This window comes from Methylomonas defluvii (assembly GCF_033949435.1).
In the GTDB taxonomy this organism is placed as follows: Bacteria; Pseudomonadota; Gammaproteobacteria; order Methylococcales; family Methylomonadaceae; genus Methylomonas; species Methylomonas defluvii.
On the sequence record NZ_JAXARY010000004.1, the window covers coordinates 87,429 to 106,809 of the forward strand.

Sequence of the window (19,381 nt, forward strand, 5' to 3'; positions counted from 1 at the left end):
GCTATTGCTAGTCGGCCCTACGGCCCTTTCTTTTCCCTTGTGTGTTTTAAGGATGCCCCAGGATATTGATTTCAGCTTCCCGATATACAATTGGATCAGCAATAGAACGTGGATCAGCAGGATCGTAAAGAGGACCGCCTATATAACGAAGTTGAAGCCAATATAATTCCCCGTATATCCTAAGGTCACTCAGATCGACCGGGCCTTCATTCATCATTGGCAGTGCACCGGTACCTCCTAGCCTCACGCGTCCCAATGGATTGTCAGATTTAAACGACGGTGAACCCGTCTTGGCATATCCTGAGACTGATCCAGCAGTCTTCGTGCTCTTGCCATTACTTGGTGCTTTTCCTACACTGCCTCCCACGGCAGATGGCCCACTAGGATTCTTAAGGTTCGGAGTATGCTTTGCTAATCGTTCAGGTAGGCTGTCACCCTGAACAGTATTTGATGTGCGAGCGATTCTACTTACGCCGTTTTCATGCTGGATTACCACATCGACCTTTCGCTCACCAGGACCAGTTGAACTTAAATGGACAAGACACTGCCGTAGTTCTGAAGATGAGTGAAAATCAGCGCTGGAAAAGCCTGGAGCCTCGCCTTTTGGAATTTTGGGCATGACCTCAACACCGCGAGCATCGAAATGCACAGTGCGAGCAAACTCACCTTGTAGTGCCTCCTGTGTCATAACCCCAGAAAACATAGGCTCTAGTCGCCCGTTTGGTTTCAAGAACGTTTCTTCCAACTTCCAGCTTGACGGAAAGAAATCCATACCACGACCATTTGCAACATTTACCCTGCCTTGGATGTTGATAGGCTTAAGGCCGGTATTGCTGGCAGCTGTTTGATGATAATCGACATTACGCTCCGCTCTACCGAAAGCAACAACGTAATCGTCTGGTGATCCAGGGGGGCGACATACTTCAGCTTGGGAAGTGTTCGGCTTATCAGGATTCAACCCTGATAAATCTGCCAGCCTGATCGGGTTGCCATCCACGTACCCATACAAATTTATTCCCCCCCTAACGCCTATCGGATCCCCGCTCACCCACCTAACCACCCAAGCCGCGTAATACCTGGCCGCGTGGTAATTCAAGCCGCTTTCCTCGTCCCGCTCCTTGCCGGTAAAGCGGTAGCGCTTGCGGGCAAAGCTGCCGAAGCTGGTTTCGCCGTAGGGCGTGTATTCCTCGCGGTTCAGCCAGCTGCCGTCGCCGCCGATCACGACGTGGCTGCAGCCCAGGTGGTCGCCCAGATGGTATTTCACCGCCGGCGTGGTGTCGTCCGGGAATGCTGTGCCGACGCGCACCAAGGCAATGCGCGACTGGTCGTCCATTACATGCAGGGTGTTGTTTTCCTGCACGGTGGTGCCTTGCACCGCGCGGTGATATTCGAACAGGCCGCCGATGTAGACGGTCACGGTGTACTGGCCGCCTTGCTTGCGGGTGAGCTTTTTCACCCGCAGGCCGCCGGCGTCGTACAGATATTGCGCATGTACTGAGGGTTCGCTACCGGCCGTCTGGGTACGGAAGGCTTTCAGCCGGTCGCTGTGGTCCCAGTCGAATTGGCGGGTCTGATGCTCGGACAGCAGGTTGCCATTGGCGTCATAGGCGTAACGGTAAACGCTTTGGCCTATGGTCACCGTGTCCAACCGGTTGTTGCCGGCGGCCGTCGTAAACAGCCGGTTGCGGGCGCCGTCGGCCAGCTGGTGTTTGAGTTCCTGCATATTGCCTAGTGCGTCGTAGCGGTAGTGCTGGCTGTAGGCGCGAGTGCGGGTCAGGTCGGTGCAGCGCGGTTGATCCAGCCAAGGCGGCGCTTCCGGCGCTTGGTCGCATTCGCGGCCGGTGGCGGACAGCAGGCGGTAAATCGGATCGTAATCAAACTGGCGCAGCAGAGCATTGCCGGAGGTCAGCAATTGTGCCAAGGCGGTGTCTCTGGCGGTAGCCGCCGCCGGATTGTTCAAGATGCCGCTGCCCTGGGCGCGGTCGTCGATTTGCAGGATGTTGCCGACCAGGTCGTAGCTGTAGCCAAAGTCCTGCAAGGCTTCTCCGGCCGGCTGGAAGCGGTCGGCTTGCGACTGGCTGTACCGTTCGGAGCGCAGGCGCAGCAGACGAAAAGTTTTGTCGTCGTAGGTATAACGGCTCATTACGCCATTGCCGTAAGCCACCAATACCCGCTGGCCCTTGGCGTTGTAAGCAATCTGTTGCACATAGGTCTGGCCGTTGAGTTTGACTTGCGCCAGACCGCCGGCGCGGTTGTAAATCGGCAGTAATTCCTGGCGCTGGCCGTTGACGTCTTTAGGGTATTGCATGCGCTTGATACGGTTCAAGGCATCGAAGCGCGAGCTGGTTTCGTAGACGCTGGCGTCCAACAGGGTTTGCGCATGGGCGGCCAGTGTGACGCCAGCCGGCGGCTGCCAGTTGATGCGATAGGCGTCGATGGCCCAGTTGCGCTCAGCGCCGTTTTGGTAAGCGCTCAGTAACACCGCATCGCTTAGGGTTTGCCGGCTTTGGCTGAGCGGATTGCCTTTGAAATCGTAGCCCGGCACACTGACCAGTCCGGCTTCGTCGTAATGTTGATATAGTTTGCCGAGCAGATTTTTCTGTCGCGCAACATCCACGCTCAAGCCCGAGTCGGGCCGGTCACCGTAGATCAGCACTTGCCGCAGGGTCAACGTTTGATTAAAGCCATCGCGCGCCCACAGGCGATTGGGTCGGTTGCCTTCGTCGTAGCCGGTCAAGATCAGCGCGCCTTTGCTGTCGCGGCTTTCGACTGGGTTGCCCAGTACATCCAGCACTGTGCGCCGCAAGCCGGCGTCGATACTGTCGTTGCGCCAGGGCCGGTTGGACAAATCGTAACCGTAGCGGAAAGCTACCCGGTCCAGCGCGTCGGTCACGCTGAGCAGATTGCCGCGAATGTCGTAACTGGAGCGGGTAACATACCAATCGGTTTGCGGATTGGCGCCGTTGCGCGCCGTGGCTTGCACGGTGCGGCCCAGGGCGTCGATGACGATGCTGGCCGGGGTATTCCAATGGTTTTGAAAGATTTGCGATGAAGCGGCATGGGTGCGGCCGGCGTTGTCGTTGGCGTCGTAGGTGTAGGCTTCCCAGGGGGTCGGCGCAAATTGCTCGGGATCGGCCAGATCGGCAGGGATGCCGTAAATCACCCGCTGCTCGGAACCGTCCGGGTTTAGCGTATGGATCAACTGGCCGCGCGGGTCGTAAATCATCACGGCTTTTTGCCCGAGTTGCGCCTCGCCGGGCGCGGCGTATTGCCAGTCCTGGCTGTAAAACGGTTCGTATATTTCGATCGCCCGGCCTTTGTTGTCGTAAATCTGCCAGCCGCTGACTAAAACATTGGGATGATTGGCATCACCGTTACGGACGCCGGCAAATTCCAGCTTGCTGCCGGCCTCGTCGTTCTGATCGGCGAGCAAAATGCCGCCGCCGAAAGCCGCATCGCCGAAACGGATTTCCTCCGCTTGCACCCGGGTTTGCAGCAAGCGGCCGACGCCATCGGAGTATTCGACGGTTTCGATAATTTCGTCGCGTTGCGGCAATGGCACATCGAGGTCACTGTCGTGATGCTGATATTGTTTGCTGCGCACCGACACGGGCTGGCCGCGTTCGCTGAACGCCAGCAAGTCGTAGCTGAGCTCGATGCTGGGCCGTTTGCGGTCGCCTTCCGCGATGTTGGATTTTCCCTGAACCAGCGAGGCCTTGAGTAATCCCAGCGGCGTGAAGAGGAAGCGCCGGCTATTCGCGTTGGCATCAACGACCAGTTCCGGCTGCAATACCCGGTAATCGTATTTAGCTTCGGTTTTTAAGCCCAATGGGTCGATCACGCGTTCCGGCAGCAAGCTATAACGGTCGTAAGCGACAATGGTACGCCGGCCCAGCGGGTCGTGTTGCTGCACCAGCAACCCCCGGCCCTTGCCGTTGGATCCACTGACTTGAAAGTCGTACAAATGGCGGGCTGCGATGACGAAATAGCCCTGCGCGGAAATCGCCCCAGCGCCGCTTTTACGGTAGAGATAACCGGCCTGCGCCGCCAATTTGCGGAATTCCGTCGGGTACTCGTCCGTCCATGCCGGCGCACCGGGTTTCAGATATAACGGAAACTCTGGCGGAGTTTGCACGCTGTCGCCGCTGCGGTACAGTTCGGCCAGCAGTGCATCGTCCAGAACCAGGTTTTCGGAACGCACCAAAGCGCCGTAATCGCCCAGCAGGCCGAATGCCAAGCCCTGGAAACCGGGACCATCGTAAAAATTCAAGGCTTGGCCGATCAATTTTTTACCTGCGCTGCCGGCTTTCACCGCTTCCCAAAGCGCGAACGCCGTAGTTTTGCCGTCGTTGATGATTTCGTAATTGCTGGTCCTGGCGACTTTGTCGATCAAATAGCGCTGGGCGTCGTCGCGTTGCAGGTAGTCGGTTTCGCTGTAACTGGCCAGATAGGGTTCCGCCGTGGCAGCAGCAAGCCGGTAATCCCGTCCGCGCGGCACCGCCACGCTTAATTGCGACTTTAAGCGGCCGTATTGATCGTACTCTCCCATCAAGGCGAGTTGCGTCATCGGTTCGGTTCCGCGTTCCCACTGGGTGGTGCGTTGCGCTAAGGCAAAGCTGAAGAAAATCGCTCGCCGTGCATCGCCGGCCGGCGGCGCGGCTTCTTCGCGGACCCCTTGCAGCCCCTCGGTGACGGTGTAGGGCCGATGCTGGCGTTCGCTACCGTCCAGTGCATACAATTCGGTACGCAGCACGCTGCCGCGTAGGGTCCGCAAGGCGTCGCGCTTGCGGCGGCGCGGCAGAGCGTTGAGCGCTGCGGTCATCGCTGCTGGCCGCGACAGGGCTTGCGGGTCTGCGGGCCAAAATTCAGCGCTGAAATCCACTTCGCGCCAGCCGCCGAATTCGTCGCCGACCGGGCCCTGGTGAAACCAGGTGCGCGTTTCCAGCGGCGGCGAAAAGCGCTCGCTGGCGACGGCGTTGAACGCTTGCCCTGCATGCAGGCCGCCGGCGTGAAACGTCTGCAGGTTTTCGCTGTCGCGCTGGTCGACCCTGCCAAAACCGCGAAACTCCCGTTCCGCGCCATCCCAATAGCCATGGTGGTAGCTGTATTCCGTGGTCAGTTTCCCGTTCGAAAGCTGATCGATCACCTCGACCCTGGCCACCACCTGTACCGGAAACGGCAGCGGGGTTCGCCAGCGCGTAGCCGGCAGCGGTTGGTCCCGCAGATAGAAATGGATGGATGGCAGGTAGCCGACGCGAGTGATGGCGCCTAGATGGTTATCCATGCCCTGCAGCAAATAGGGCTTGCTGCCGCCGGTGAAATCCAGAAAATGCATCTGCGGCCGATGGCTACCGTCGGCATCCCGGCTCCACAGCAGGCCGCGGTTGCCACTGCCTAGCAAATCGACCAGCCGCACGGCATCCATGTCGCTGACTGCCGGGGTGCCGCCGATCTCGATGGCATCGCTCCAGCCATTGCCGCCCTGGTTGATCCACAACAATATTTTGCGGTCGTCCACGTAGATGAAATCGGCCAGACCGTCGCCATCGATGTCGTCGATCAGGATGCGCTTCGGGTCGTAACCATAAGGAAGTCGGGGGCTATGGCGCATTACGACGCACTTGCCCCAGTTACCGTAGCCCAGATTGGGCCAGTATGCGACATGGCCGTCGTAAACCACCGCCACATCTTGCAGGCCGTCGCCGCTGAAATCGCCCCATTTGACCCGTGGGTCGGAAAAATCAAGGTTAGGAAAGTCTGCCAGTGCCCTGCGTTCAACCGACCGGCTATCGTGCCAGCCCTTTTCGGCGTCGTTGAAGAAGTATTCCAGCCGCGTGCCGGAACGAATGGCGTCGGTCACGCCGTTACCGGTCAAATCAAGCAGTTTGACGTTGGGATCTTCCAGATCGAAACTGGGCGCGAATTCGTAAGGCCGGAACGATCGGCGATCCCACAAGCCGTCGTAACGCAATGGGAAGTAGCCGGCCAGTCCGGCCCGGCTGACCAGCAAGTCGATACGGCCGTCGCCGTCGGCATCTATCATTTGCACACCGGGATCGGCCAGTTGCAAGCCCGCCGGCGCTTCGGCCATTTCGCGGGGCTTGTCGAAGCGGCCGTTGCCCAAATTACGCCAATAGCGTACCGTGCCTTTCATCTCCAGAATGTCCGGCAGGCCGTTGCCGAACAAATCGGCCAGTTCGTATTCCGGCCGCGCCAGCGAGCCGGCCGGCAGTTCGCCGGTTACCGAGAAAAATTTTTGCTGGTCCGGGGTAAAACGGCTGTAATCGAATTGCAGGGGCGGTAAGAACTCGGATGCCGTGCCGTCGTGGCCTTCCACGCGGACTTGATGCAACAAAGAAGCCTGATTGAGCGGCAAAACCGCGTGCGGTTGTTGGTCCAAGTAATTCAGATGATAGGTGCGGGTCAAGCGCTCTTGGTCGGCTTGGGTATAGATCCGGATTTGCCTACAGCGCCGTATCGTGCGCATCTCGAAACCGGCACGGTATTCGGAAAAAGGGTCCGGGCGATCTTCGTAAACGAAGTTCACCCGAACCAGGAACTGCGGATTGGCCGGATCGCCGTAGTCCGCATAGCGTATTTCCGAGAGGTAAAGCTGGTCCCAGCGATGCGGGCCGTCCGTTTGCTGCGCGTCGCGTTCGTAAAGGTAGTCGATGCGATTGCCGAATACGTCGACGGTGCGGCTGAGTTTCCAGGCAAACACCCGGCCGGCATTGTCCGGATCGGCAAGCACGGCAGGGTCGCGGCCGGCGCTTGCCGACGTGCCGTAAACACTGGTCAGACCGTCCTTGCTTTCCACTTTCCAGTAGTTTTGCGAGGCGTCGCGATGATGGGCGATGCGGGCGAACAGGCCTTCGGTGCGCGGACGGTAATGCGTCAGATTGGCTTGCAGATCGACCGGCACCAAGTCTTCGGCGCCGGACAGTAAAAAGGTATCCAGGCTGTCGTCGTAACGCGGCAAACCGTCCGAGGTTTTCCGTATCACGCCAGGGATGCTCAGACTCCAGCCCAAACCGAACGGGCTGTTACCGTTGCCGGTGCTGTAAACCAGACTCAAATTGGGCTGGAAGCCGTTGCGGCCGGCCGGTAGCGCAATCGGCACGCTAAAGTTGCCGGTGCCGGTGTGCAAGTCAGGCGAAAACTTTTCGCCGATGCCATGCAACGCTCCGCCACCTTGGGGCAGGTCTATGATTTGGCTGGAAGTTCCTGATTTATTGCTCATACGAGACCACCCAAACAGCAATCCAGCTTATGGCCTATTAAGACAAAGATTTTTTCGGCTACTTCCAAGTTCAGTTGCAAGCTCGCTCTGTCTTTTAAATACTGTACGATATGAATCATTCATTTCTCCTCGATTTTCGATGAGCAGCGAGTAAACGGAGTAAGGTGTAATCGCTTCTCTTCAACCAGTGTCAAATAAGGGCAATGTTCTTAAGGGTTAGAGTAACTGATGACCTTGGAGATTTCGCCCTCCACAAGGAGGGTATTTAACGAATGGAATTTAAAACGTAATAAGTCTATTGAAAGTCTACTTACCCACAAGGCGGTTGAAATTTTCCTTCATTGCTCAATGACGATTTAGTACAAGGTAAATTTAACGGAAATTATTTTTAGAATTAGTCGAGGCACGCTTATGAAAAATGGCGTCAGAGCGGCGATTACTGCTGTTATTTTCGGGAATAGTTGATCGGCGCAACCTCAAAGAATTGCATCAGAAGTTTTTTGTGCCGGGAGTTATCCGGCCTCAGCGGGATGTCTTGAATGTTCGCCAAACGATTTGGTGGAGATCGCTTTGAAGAACAGGTGTCATCTACCATGAATCAGTAGGTTAGCTGATGCTAGCTCAAATAACCGCTGTGATTTTGAGTTGATATCCAAGTTCTCCATTGCGCGTCAAATGACACAGAAAGAGTTTGGAGACTCGTAAAGTCCGCTCCATATCCAAAACCTGACGTCCGTAATCTTTAAATTCTAACCACGTGAATGTCGCAAAGTGGCCGATTTTGCCGGTAAGAGAAGTCACCACCCATTTTCTAACCATTAGATAAGAGTTTCACGCCATCTGGTCGCAGTTCCCCCTTGGGTGAAACATGTCTATATAAAGTTTGCCGGGCAATACCCAATTCCTTACATAGATTTCCGATCACAGTCTCCGGCTGCCCCATAGCCGCCATGGCTAACCTCAGTTTGGCGGCTGTCATTTTAAAGGGGCGTCCTCCCTTTCGCCCGCGGGCACGAGCCGAAGCCAAACCGGCGACTGTTCGCTCTGAGATCAGCTCCCGTTCAAACTCGGAAAGTGCTGCAAAAATTCCGAAGACTAATTTCCCAGCGGCGGTCGTGGTATCGATGGCTGCCCCTTGACCTGTTAAAACTTTTAGACCGACGTCTCGGCCTGTTAGATCATGCACGGTATTAATCAAATGCCGCAAATCACGACCTAACCGATCCAGCTTCCAGACCAGCAGCGTATCCCCTTCGCGTAATGCTTTGATGCAAGCGGCTAGACCTGGGCGATCTTCCCGTTTTCCAGAAGCCTGGTCTTCATAAATGTGTGCGGGGTCAACGCCGGCGGCTAAGAGTGCATCGCGCTGCAAATCGCATGCCTGAGAACCATCCGCTTTTGATACCCGCATGTATCCAATTAGCATTTCTTCACCTGTCACTTATACGGTCGTTTATGTGACAGTTTAAAAGACTTCGTCAGTGCCGTCAAAAAATGTCATATAACCCGTAATATAATCTATGTGTTATAAAGGGTAAGAATTTGGTTTATTGTGACACCATTTCGCGGGAATCCCAAAAGCGGTTAGATGTGTTCGGATTGTTCGTATGGTCTTGGCATCTTGACGACCAAACAGCAGAACCGTAAACAACGCTTTTGCGACTACTGGGTTTTTTCGAGCCTCGTCAATAGTCTTTGCTAACGATCTTTCCACTATCCGCCAATAGTGAATTTCTTTCTCAGTCAATTCCGAAGGCTCAGGCAGCGGATGACCAGCATCAACGATTTGATCCGGTTCAGGCCAAAATAAGGTGGCTAGACTGCCCCGAGCATTTATTTCTTGGTTTTCTATCATGCTCATTGCCACCGCAGAGGCTTCCAAAAACTGCAATTGCTCCGTAAGGTCTAACATTTCGAATGGATACTGGCGAGTTTTCCCTGCTCGAACAGGGTGGCCACATGTTGCCCATATCCTTGCAAGGTCTTTCGATTGCAGTCTGCTGATATAAATTGGCATACTCAATTCTTCAATTAACGCCCGTAACAGCCGGAACCAAATGCCGGCATGTACAGGTCGTCTAGGCAAGTCAACTTGCCCACACGTCAATGCTTGCTCGGTTCGCCTATCCATTGTCTTGATCGCGCCACTAGCTTCACGTATTAATGCCGCATCCGGTTGATGCCAGGAACTCAGCTGGCCATCACCAATATAAGATTGCAGCCAGCATCCGTGAATGGGACAGCTGATAAATAAAGGGAACTGCCACATCAGCTTAAATGTTTCGTGACCCACTGATTCATTCAAACAGCTAGGACAGGCTCGCTGTAAGGTTTGCTTGGGCAACCAAGCTCGCCATCTCGGTATCAATCTGTGCTGATGCTTTGGGTGGGGAAATAAAACCGACATTTGATGAACATAACTGTCGAATGAATCAGGATCAGGGTCCAGACTGTCCAATAACCAAGGCACCCAGCCCGACATCGTCATCAAACGTAGTCTCTCCAATGCTACACCACTACGTTGGGCAATGAGTTCAAGAAAACCTATGGGGGGAAGAATATCGATATCCAGCAATTGCCCCTGTCCCCATTCATAAACCAATAAATGTTCCAAGTCCATTTGGTAACACCTGGCAACTCGATACAGCCAGGACGATAAGGCTTCGTTTTCGACGGGGATCGGATGTATCGGCCATCGTTGAGCCGATTTCAATTGAGCTCTCTTTCAAATTTCCGGCGGCGTTCGCTCGGGCCGGCGTAATCAGCTAATGCTAATGTCCTTTGGTTGATGGCCTCATCACCCGTTTCGATACCGGCAATAGCAGCTTTGGTCAGCAACAATGCCAGCTCACCTATCGTGCCCTCACAGCGAGCTAAAAGATACTGGGCCATGTCGTCGGTCGCAATATTGGACGGGCGGCGCAAGGGGAATGCCGCCACAAAACTTGCCAGCAGCGAACAGGTATCCTTGTCAACTTGCCATAACGGTAATATCAAGGGCTCGAAACGATTTTCCAGTTGATCGTCGGAACGAATAGCCAAATAGGCGTCACGAGTGCCGACGCCCACTAAGGGAATTCGAAGTTCGTTCCCTAAAAACCGCAGCAAGTTAAGAAATTCCCGCCGGCTGTTGCTGTTACCAGCCAAAATATTATGCAGTTCATCAATCACTAGCATCTTGACGCCGATACGGCGCATTAAGCTCAGTGCTTGTTGTTCTAAGATTGCGATAGGTTGACGCGATCTTAGTGGTGCCCCCATCGCGGCAAGCAAGGCCATATGAAAGCGAAGTATTGAGGGCTCGGATGGCATTTGCACACAAAGAACAGGAATATGCTCAGCGTCCGGGCTTGAACTGGGTAGATGTTGACGCCGAAACTTTTCAACAATCATGGATTTTCCATTATTGGTCGTCCCGATAATGAGGAGATTCGGCATGCGTTGTTTCGCCGGCCATTGATACAGCGCCTCCAACCGATTGACTGCGTCCACCGCGCGCGGGTAACCGATCCATCGTTCAGCACGTGTATGCATGATCCGCTCGGCAGAAGCGAGATGAGCCAAGCGCTGCGCGGAAGGGGTCAAATGGGATAGGTCTAAACTAGAATTGTCTTTCATCGTTACCACTCCTCAATGTCGCTGAAGGGTACGGCAGACTTAATTTCCGATTGGTCGGGATCAGGCGGTATCTGGGGTTTACTTTTCTTTGTCGAATGCGTTAAGTGTTTAAGCCGCTCATTATTTCGCCTAGTTCGTTTCGTGGCTTTTTGGGCATCGTGGACAATATCGCGCATCTGGTCGATCATCCGAAACAGAGAAACTTCATCCACTTGGTCCCGACCTTCAGCTCGCAACCGTTTGATGGCTTGACGATGTTCCCACAACGTAATGGCAGGGTTTTCCAAGGAGCGGTAAGGAATTTCCAGATACTTTTGACTATCCGGGTCCAATACCCAGATACGGCTAATATCCCTTGGATCGCGACGTATCAGGAACATAGTGCCGCCCTTCTTCCGCCGGGCAATTAGCGGCTTTAACGTATTGGCAAAGTAATCAATGTAGTCGACTCTAAAACCGGTACGCGTCAAGGAGCGTCGGATAATCGGCAGAAAATCGATCAGAAATGCTTTTGCATTAGTGACAACAGGCGGCGGGCCATTTAAGGTAAGCCCTTTGGACCAACGCTTTGCCGGGGGTTCTTGTAGATCATTATAATGGGTTTCACCATGATAATAAGCGACCGCTATCGTTAGCCAGCGTTCCAATTCATGGAGTGTTAACGCGGCCTTTTTTTCAGAATCATAATCGCCGCGAGCTTGCGGATTTGAAAAGGTGGTACCGGGGAGCTCATGAATATCCCCCATCATGGTGCCTATCAACCGTTCAATAATACCGCCATAATGCGGTTGCCCTAGCGGACGATAACTCAGCAAAATGCCATGTTGTTCACAGCCCCGCTGCAACGCTTCGCTTTTAAATTCCGGCGCATTATCCACATAAACTGACCCGGGTTTTCCACTCATAGGCCAATCGACTTCTAACTGTAATTGCTCAAGCCAAGGACGCTTATCGCAAACCATATGGGCTAGACAGAGTCCGACAGAAACGGTGGATGGAGGCTCTAACGTCACAACCATACCGACAATGCAATCACTAAAGACATCAATAGCGATGGTCAGGTACGGTCGACCAATAGGCTGGCGGTCGCGTTCGTCAACGACAATTAGGTCGATTACCGTATGGTCAATCTGAACTTCTTCCAAAATGGCGGTGATTTCTGGCGGCGTACCGCCGGCTGACAACAAAGATCGAACAGCATCGGCTCCTTCCCGTGCTTGTTTCACCTGCACTGGATTCAACCATTTTATTCTTAGGGCAACCGTATTACGGGCGGGAACCGGTAATCCTCTAGTCTTACATTCCTGTTTAATACGCCGGTAAAGTTTCGCGACAGTCAGCTTTTGCCGAGTCATAAACTTTTTCCGTATCAATTCACAGACAATATTTTCTACCGCTTCGACTAATCGCTTTTTACCTTTGCCCCCACTGGTGTGTGTTGGGGCAAGATCCGTCACTAACCCGGTACCTTGCCGGAATCTTTGAATGAGGACATAAACTTGTCTTCGGGAGATACCCAATTTTTGGGCGGCTTCATCGGCTGATTGATGTCCAACGATTTCTAAGGCCGCGAGTCGGCCAATGATACTGGCTCGCTCACGAGCCAACTCCCAATGTTCTTGAGATAAAGTCAACACTCCCTGTTCAGTGAATTTAGTGGACTCGGGTTCCATACCAAATACTCACTTCTGTCAAGAGAAGTATTGAGCATAATGACGCGCTGTGCAGATGTCTATTGATATTTTTTTGCTCAATAGTTGACTGCACTAAGTGGTTCTAGCCCAATAAGATGGTGCAGTCATCTTCTGACATTGACACCGGTCGTTACCGTCCATCGCCCATCAGCGCCTGACGCTCTCCTACATACCGGCCGATGCCGCGTCGCAAACGATTTGGAATGCTTGGAACGGCGATTTAGCCGTACCGCCCAACTTGGTCAACCTAAAACCGGTCATAAAAGTCGAAGGTATGACGCAAGCGACCGGTAACGGGTCAGTCACCTTGGGCACCAAGCATCGTCTGATTATGAAGGTGATCCTGGACGACACCTCGCAACAACCGTTCTGTCCCAATGACGATCCCGCCAACAGTGCGCTAGACCCCGATCAACATTGCGCCAATAAAACCGTTTACACCAATGTTATCGCCGGCGCCCATCACGCGCTGATGGCTTATGCTCGCCAAGGCTCGGATAGATTAATCGGCGAACGAGTCGACAAACTAATTCAAACCGTTCAATCCGTACCTACCGCGCCGACGCCTGCCAACGCCGCCGCTTACGACAATACCGAAGGCGAGTTACTACACGTCGCCTTGTTGAAATACCTGCGTTACGTTACGGATGCCAGCCGATACTTGGGAGAACTAAACGGTGTCAGCGCCGAAAGCGGAGTCCACCTGGGCTTGACCGCCGCCGGACTCAAAGTGGATTACCTATTCGACCTGCCGTTTGCGGTCAGTCCAAGCGGACCGTACATCGACGTACTTGGCAATCTCTTCCGTGTAGTCAAACTGGATACGACCGCAACCGATACCGCTGCCAGGGTGGCCGAAACATGGCCTACTTTCAAGCTACTGTCCTATAGCGCATCGGCTTACGAACACTTCATCTGGCAGGAGCTGATTCGTACCGATGCGGTGTCCATGGTGCGCGGCATGCAGTTTGCCGCGGAATCGGCCGGCACGAATCCCTTGGTGACGCTCACCTCGGCGAATATCGGTAACTGGGCAACGTTGATGGATAGCAGCATGGATCCATATAAAACGAAAATTACGACTTACGTCGCCGATGGTGCCACGGTAACCGTACCCAAGAAAAAATAGCCTACACCGATGGTAGCAATCAGCCGAAAACCTGGAACGGCGGGGTTTACATGGTTGAGAATCAAAGTAAAAGCTACATGGCCGCGATGATCGATGGTGGTCTAGGCGGCGGTTAGCCATTGATCTTCCCCACCCCGGTTACTACCTACTACCCCCGCGAAACCTACCTGCCCGCCAACTTCTTCGGCAATTTACCGGCCAACTCCACCACGCTGTCCAACGGCCTGAACGCCCTGCAAAGCTGGGGCGGCGACCCGGTCAATCTGGCGACCGGCAATCTGTACCACGCGGAGCGCGACCTCTCGCTGCCGGGCCGCGGTTTGCCGCTGGTATTCGAGCGCAACTATAACAGTCGTAAACCCCAGGATGGCCCGCTGGGCTTCGGCTGGACTCATAGCTTTAATCACAAGTTGAACTTTTACGGCGTCGAATCCGGTTACATCAAGGTCGGCTGGCTGGACGGCACCGGCGCCGAGCGTTTCTTCCGCTTATCGGGCAGCAGTGTCCCAGCCAATAGCACGTTTCAAGCCGCACCGGGCGTGTATTCCACTTTGAAACGCGAAGCCGACGGCAGCTGGAGCGTCACCGAGAAGAACGGCCTACGCTACGGTTTTGAAAGCAACGCCGGCACGTTGGCCAAGCTGCTGACCATCAAGGACCGCAACCTCAACACCTTGGCCCTGGCTTACAACACCGGTTGCGGCAACTATTTGTGCACAGTGACCGACGGTCCGGGACGTAAACTGGCGTTTCATTACACGACGAATCACATCGACCAAGTACAAGTGCTCGCCATCGGCGGCGCGGTGCTGGCAACCCACCAGTACGGTTACGACGGCAACGGCAACCTGATCAGCTACAAAAGCCCGCTGGCCGTCGCCAGTCAGCATGCCCCGGTCGCGTATGCCTACTACAGCAGCGCCGACGGCCAAAACCTGAACCATGCCTTGAAGACCACCAGCGCGCCGCAAGGCGAAGGCATGCGGTTTTCCTACTACGTGGACGGCGGGTGTTCCGCCACCAGCGCCATAACAACGGCACGCTGCTGCCGGAAACCACCACCTTCCGTTACCAGGACTTTCGCCGCGAAACCGTCACCGTCAACGAACGCGGCTTCGAACGCCGGCATACCTTTGATGCCAACGGCAACCCGCTACGCATTGTCGACGAAGCCGGCGCCGCCCATACCTACAGCTACGATACCGCCAATCCCTTCAACCGCCTGAGCGAAGCCGACCCGGCCAGTCTAAGCACCCAATACCAATACGATGTCGCCGGCAACGTTACCCGCATCACCCAGCCCTCCGGCGCCACCACCGAATATTACAACTTCACTGCCTTCAACGCTCCGCAACGGATCAAGGACGCGCTGGGCAATTGGACCCTGCTCAAATACGACGCCAAGGGCAACCTGACCGACACGGTCAAACTGAAAACCGGCAAAGTGCCGACCGCAGGCAGCACGCCGGCCCTGGCTGACATTGCGGCCTGGAGCAAGCGCAACTACGATGCCGCCACCGGCCAACCCACCCAAAGCAAAACCCTGCGCGACTTCGGCGGCGCCACGCTGGGCAACTTTACCGGCGGCACCGGACCGACCGTCACGACCACGTACGATGCCAGCACCCTGTATCCAATCCAGATCGCGCGGTTGGGCGACAAGACCGGCGACGGCGTGATCAACGCCGCCGACCCGGCCGACAGCGCCACGCTGCAATTCGACAGCCTGGGCCGGCAGATCATAGGTATAGACAGCGACTGGCAGACTGTCAGTAGCAGTTACGATGCCGATAACCTGCCCATCACCGGCACTGATGCCGCCGGCCAGCCGCGCGACTATTTTTACGACGGCGACGGCCGTTTGACGGGCCAGGAACTGGTATTGAACCAAAACGGGCAAAGCCGGCTATGGGACTCCGCCTTTCGCCGTTACGACAGCGCCGGCCGCCTTGCGCAAACTCTGGACGCCGGCGGCCACGTCAGCCAATACCGCTACGACGCGGCCGGCAACCTGACCCAAATCACCGACCCGGACAACTACACGCTGGGCTTTGATTACGACGCCGTCAACCGTTGGAGCAAGGCTTACGATAAAGCCGGTCACGCTGTGGAGCGCAAGCTCGATGCCGCAGGCCGGGTCAAGTTGGTCACTAATCCCAACGGCAATAGCACGCTCTACAGTTACTGGAACGCCAGCCAGGATGGCCGCCTGAAAAGCGTCACCCAGCCCAAGGTCGGCAGCTACACCCTGGGACAAGTTCGCCAGTTCGACTACGACGCGCCGGGGCAAATCGTCAAAACCACAGACACCCCGGCTGCCGGCTCCACGGAAGCGGTCCGCGATACCCTGAACTGCTACGACGCCCTGGGCCGCTTGATCCGCGTGGCCGGGCCGGCTTATGTCGATCAAAACCCGACTAGCGTCACCTTCAACCAAACTATCCGCCCCGTCTACAACAACCTGGGCCATTTGACGGAAATCAAGGCCGGCCAGACCACAGCCGACGGCGGCACGGCCATCAACGCCGACAGCGGCGTATCGGCCAGCGACACGGTGACGACCCAAGTCAGTTACGTCAATGACGACTTCGGCCGCAAACTCAGCGAGACCGACGCCAACAATCAGGTCACGACGTACACTTACGACCTGAACAACAACGTCAAGACCCAACAAACGCCCGGCGCGGGCGGCCACACCCTGACTTACGTCTGGGACTACGGTCACCAGTTGCTGAGCGTCACCGCCGAAGACGGCCGCAAAATCGAGTACGACCGCAACTTTAGAGATGCTGGGATTAGGTACCAATGTTGGTTCAACTATGGTCGCTCCAGAGGTGAAGCTCGGTGGAGTGATTGCGGGCGGGGTGATTAACAGGTTGGTGAAAAACTCTTTTTTGGCGTTGAATGACTCTATATTTAGTGCCGATGAAGCTATTTTCCTACTAAATACTGGTTCGATTGAGCAAAATTAGCGTCTCAAATATGGTTTTTCACCAACCTGTTAAGGGTATTGGGCAATTGCACCATATCGCCACTGACAAAGCGATTAAGACTGGTTACACAGCACAATTCAAAGAGATATTCGACAAGGCTGGAATGAATCTTAACGACCTCACTAACAAGGTATTGTTGGAAGGCTACAAGATGCGACGCGGGGGTTATCTGGTAGTAACTATGAGAAGGCCTTGCGTTCTGAGCTGGATGCGCTTAAACAGGAGTTGCTTAAAAATCCAGATATCGTTAAAGGAAACGGAATCAACAAATGAATTGGTACAAAGTAATTCGTCATGACAATACTGTCATTAAACCTTATATCGCCGACAAAGGAGATTTGATGGGCGTTGATGAGGAGGATTTGTGGGGGGGGTACACCTCTAGTAGCTGATTGGAATGAGGCCGCCTGGATAAAGGCAAGCACTCCAGAAGATGATGGTGATCCAGACGACGCTCTCCAGACGTATCTTCATTTCCCCATTTACTCCCTCCGTCTACGTCGAGCGCTGGAAAATGCCGGTATCGGCGGTATTCAATGGCTACCGTTACATGTGTTGCGCCCGGACGGTAAGGAAATTCCTGGTTATTCCATCGCCAACATCGTGAACTTGGTCGAGGGGGCGCTGGATTTGGAACATTCGGACTACGATGTTTATCCTCCTGATTATTTTCTTCCTGAGCGAGTGGGAAAAGTACGTGGCATTCGCATTCCGGTGCTTCAGGCTGAGAAACTCAAGGGCCTGGAAGTTGTTAGGTTGATGGAAGCTAGAGCCGCTTTTTATGTCTCCGAGCGGTTCAAAGAAGCCTTTGAGATGGCAGGATGCACGGGGCATTCATTCTACGCGGTGGGAGTAATCTAAACCCGTAAGAACCTGTTCACGATCTTCTGAGCAAAAGGCATAAGAGGCTCAGTTTTCAAGCGGCATTAGAATTTTCCAAACATCACCGAAATGGACACGTCGAGTACGCCAACTTTGTGCCCCGGTATGAGGTTCTTTAACATCCACATAATTCGACCCCACGTGCATGATGCAGCCAATCCATCTACCATTATCCATATTCAAATTATCTATGGAGAATGATTCGTTGTTTTGCTCTACCCCAGCCACAACAACCCACCGTCCAAGGCAAAATTCCAAGCCTGTACTTTCACGTTCGACCAGATTTTCCAATTCTTGCATTTGCCCTATACTATTGCCTTCGATCTGATTCATTCTCAATTGTTTTTAGGGATAGTTTTAACGTCAACGAAAATTAATTCTGCGACTTTTATGGTTTCTGCGGTAGGCCTAAGTTGGTAGCCAACGCATTTATCAGCCCCGTAAAACACTGGAGACCTAACAAGATAGGTTCCAGTGTGGCGATTCCATTCGTCAATAAAAGGCAATAGGCTAACTACTTCACCTATCGCTTCAATTTCGGCTTCACATCGGGTTTGATTGTAGTGATCCGGAGTTACAATCACCAAGTCGCCAACTTGGTACTCGTAACCTTCACCGCCATCTGGATAGATATACCTAATCATTACTTCGACTCGGCACAAAAGTCATCATCCATGAGCAGAAACTACACCAGATCAAGAATGTAGCCGTTAATACGGGATTATCATTTGCAGCGTCGTTCAGCCATTCCGGTGGCCTACCTAAGACTAAGGACGCGGCGAAAACGATAGCAATCGAAATTAGAATATCAACCATTAGTTTCATTAGCCGTTCATTAGTTTATATAGAAATACAGAGTTTAATAATTGATATTCCATCAGAACCGTTTAATAAGGAAACTAAATAAGCGTACATCGAAATCGCCACAATCCGTCTCCCAGATTCGTTCTTCATCAAGCTTCCAATTCTTTGCTTCCTTGATGGCGGCGAACGGGGTAAGACAACCGATCGAATCATTATTCTCAACATAAACGGCGCGAAAAGGCGAATAGTCTAATATCAGACGTCTAAAATGGTCTGACAATGCGCTATAAGATACATACGTCTTAAGTTTAACTTTAATCAATCCTACATAATTCGCTAACATAACACCCACTTACAGCATAATAAATATTATCGTGATCAGGTTGTCGCAGTTCAAAGCCGATATCAGAATCGCTATGAATTAACCGGTCTAATAAAATATAGGCAATATTACCTTGCTTGTCCGTTCTAATCTCAAGGCATTTAGCCGTGATCGCCATAGAAAGTCCAGAAAGCCGAATATAGACGGTTTCAGCTAGACCATGTTCATCAGGAACTATCTGAATTTCATTAATGGTTTTGTATGGTTTTAAAGCATTCATTATTAACTTTCTATACGGACTCTTGGTGTTTTGTCGCTCGGTATTATAGGCAATGATATTTCATCGGGGTGACCATCAAGGGAGCAGAACGAGCCTTCACAAACGACATGTCCAGCAGGCCAGCCCTTTTTCCATTCAAAGCGGACTGTCGGTTTATTTTGGCAATTCTGGGCAAACAATAGCAACTCGGCATGACGCTGTTGTGCGCGAGCCCACAGCTCGTCAGGATAATCATTTGCGCAGCCAGAGCCGCCGCCATTTAGCACCCTATGAGGATGGGAGCTATTCACTTCAAGGTCTGATAGAGGAGTGTCAGGGTTGAAATAATAACTAACAGAAAACATAATTCATATCTCCGTATGTACAAGCTAACAGCCGCATAATCAGTGCTTGAAAAATAGATGGGCTTTTAGTTATCG

At 53.5% G+C, this 19,381-nt stretch carries 13 protein-coding genes and 1 pseudogene; 5 read left to right on the forward strand and 9 right to left on the reverse strand.

Annotated features, from left to right (window positions below; all coding sequences use genetic code 11):
• Positions 1 to 46: 46 nt before the first annotated feature.
• The 5 genes from QLH52_RS05885 to QLH52_RS05905 form a co-directional block, all read right to left on the reverse strand.
• Positions 47 to 7,240: a SpvB/TcaC N-terminal domain-containing protein gene (locus QLH52_RS05885; protein ID WP_319960901.1), complete on the reverse strand. Its 7,194-nt coding sequence runs from the start codon at positions 7,238 to 7,240 to the stop codon at positions 47 to 49.
• Positions 7,241 to 8,051: 811 nt separating this feature from the next.
• Positions 8,052 to 8,681, reverse strand: a complete 630-nt coding sequence (locus tag QLH52_RS05890; protein WP_482194187.1) for a recombinase family protein — start codon at positions 8,679 to 8,681, stop codon at positions 8,052 to 8,054.
• An 84-nt stretch (positions 8,682 to 8,765) separates the two neighbouring features.
• The gene (locus QLH52_RS05895) at positions 8,766 to 9,953 is read right to left on the reverse strand and encodes a TniQ family protein (protein ID WP_319960902.1); all 1,188 of its coding nucleotides are present in this window, start codon (positions 9,951 to 9,953) and stop codon (positions 8,766 to 8,768) included.
• Positions 9,950 to 10,858, reverse strand: a complete 909-nt coding sequence (locus tag QLH52_RS05900) for a TniB family NTP-binding protein (RefSeq protein ID WP_319960903.1) — start codon at positions 10,856 to 10,858, stop codon at positions 9,950 to 9,952. The genes QLH52_RS05895 and QLH52_RS05900 overlap by 4 nt, the downstream gene beginning before the upstream one ends.
• 2 nt (positions 10,859 to 10,860) lie before the next feature.
• Positions 10,861 to 12,531 carry a Mu transposase C-terminal domain-containing protein gene (locus tag QLH52_RS05905; RefSeq protein WP_319960904.1) on the reverse strand — a complete coding sequence of 557 codons (1,671 nt, stop codon included), beginning with the start codon at positions 12,529 to 12,531 and terminating at the stop codon, positions 10,861 to 10,863.
• A gap of 295 nt (positions 12,532 to 12,826) precedes the next feature.
• Here QLH52_RS05905 and QLH52_RS05910 point away from each other — a divergent pair, with 295 nt between their 5' ends.
• The 5 genes and pseudogenes from QLH52_RS05910 (at position 12,827) to QLH52_RS05925 (ending at position 17,535) form a co-directional block, all read left to right on the forward strand.
• Positions 12,827 to 13,681: a hypothetical protein gene (locus QLH52_RS05910; RefSeq protein ID WP_319960905.1), complete on the forward strand. Its 855-nt coding sequence runs from the start codon at positions 12,827 to 12,829 to the stop codon at positions 13,679 to 13,681.
• A gap of 119 nt (positions 13,682 to 13,800) precedes the next feature.
• Positions 13,801 to 14,097, forward strand: a pseudogene (locus QLH52_RS24705) (DUF6531 domain-containing protein); the annotation flags it as partial.
• Between the two features lie 593 nt (positions 14,098 to 14,690).
• Complete coding sequence (locus QLH52_RS24710; protein WP_482194188.1) at positions 14,691 to 16,553, forward strand: hypothetical protein; 1,863 nt, start codon at positions 14,691 to 14,693, stop codon at positions 16,551 to 16,553.
• Positions 16,554 to 16,663: 110 nt separating this feature from the next.
• Positions 16,664 to 16,972: an AHH domain-containing protein gene (locus tag QLH52_RS24585; RefSeq protein ID WP_096876847.1), complete on the forward strand. Its 309-nt coding sequence runs from the start codon at positions 16,664 to 16,666 to the stop codon at positions 16,970 to 16,972.
• 53 nt (positions 16,973 to 17,025) lie between these two features.
• Positions 17,026 to 17,535: an imm11 family protein gene (locus QLH52_RS05925; RefSeq protein ID WP_319960907.1), complete on the forward strand. Its 510-nt coding sequence runs from the start codon at positions 17,026 to 17,028 to the stop codon at positions 17,533 to 17,535.
• Positions 17,536 to 17,583: 48 nt separating this feature from the next.
• Here the strand turns inward: QLH52_RS05925 and QLH52_RS05930 are convergent, their stop codons facing one another.
• The 4 genes from QLH52_RS05930 to QLH52_RS05945 form a co-directional block, all read right to left on the reverse strand.
• A complete protein-coding gene (locus tag QLH52_RS05930; RefSeq protein ID WP_157770371.1) occupies positions 17,584 to 17,889 on the reverse strand; it encodes a hypothetical protein in 306 nt (101 codons plus the stop codon).
• Positions 17,890 to 17,891: 2 nt separating this feature from the next.
• Positions 17,892 to 18,200 (reverse strand): hypothetical protein, encoded by a 309-nt coding sequence (locus tag QLH52_RS05935; RefSeq protein WP_096876845.1) that lies wholly within the window; start codon positions 18,198 to 18,200, stop codon positions 17,892 to 17,894.
• Positions 18,201 to 18,674: 474 nt separating this feature from the next.
• Positions 18,675 to 18,962, reverse strand: a complete 288-nt coding sequence (locus QLH52_RS05940; protein ID WP_157770370.1) for a hypothetical protein — start codon at positions 18,960 to 18,962, stop codon at positions 18,675 to 18,677.
• A 2-nt stretch (positions 18,963 to 18,964) separates the two neighbouring features.
• Entirely contained in the window at positions 18,965 to 19,306 is a 342-nt protein-coding gene (locus QLH52_RS05945) for a hypothetical protein (RefSeq protein ID WP_157770369.1), read from the reverse strand.
• Positions 19,307 to 19,381: the final 75 nt, after the last annotated feature.

Bases quoted from the DNA above. Each gene is read 5' to 3' on its own strand.
- QLH52_RS05885 (WP_319960901.1), bottom strand. From the start codon at position 7,240: ATGAGCAATAAATCAGGAACTTCCAGCCAAATCATAGACCTGCCCCAA.
- QLH52_RS05900 (WP_319960903.1), bottom strand. From the start codon at position 10,858: ATGAAAGACAATTCTAGTTTAGACCTATCCCATTTGACCCCTTCCGCG.
- QLH52_RS05905 (WP_319960904.1), bottom strand. From the start codon at position 12,531: ATGGAACCCGAGTCCACTAAATTCACTGAACAGGGAGTGTTGACTTTA.
- QLH52_RS05910 (WP_319960905.1), top strand. From the start codon at position 12,827: ATGACGCAAGCGACCGGTAACGGGTCAGTCACCTTGGGCACCAAGCAT.
- QLH52_RS24585 (WP_096876847.1), top strand. From the start codon at position 16,664: ATGGTTTTTCACCAACCTGTTAAGGGTATTGGGCAATTGCACCATATC.
- QLH52_RS05925 (WP_319960907.1), top strand. From the start codon at position 17,026: ATGAGGAGGATTTGTGGGGGGGGTACACCTCTAGTAGCTGATTGGAAT.
- QLH52_RS05930 (WP_157770371.1), bottom strand. From the start codon at position 17,889: ATGAATCAGATCGAAGGCAATAGTATAGGGCAAATGCAAGAATTGGAA.
- QLH52_RS05935 (WP_096876845.1), bottom strand. From the start codon at position 18,200: ATGATTAGGTATATCTATCCAGATGGCGGTGAAGGTTACGAGTACCAA.
- QLH52_RS05940 (WP_157770370.1), bottom strand. From the start codon at position 18,962: ATGAATGCTTTAAAACCATACAAAACCATTAATGAAATTCAGATAGTT.
- QLH52_RS05945 (WP_157770369.1), bottom strand. From the start codon at position 19,306: ATGTTTTCTGTTAGTTATTATTTCAACCCTGACACTCCTCTATCAGAC.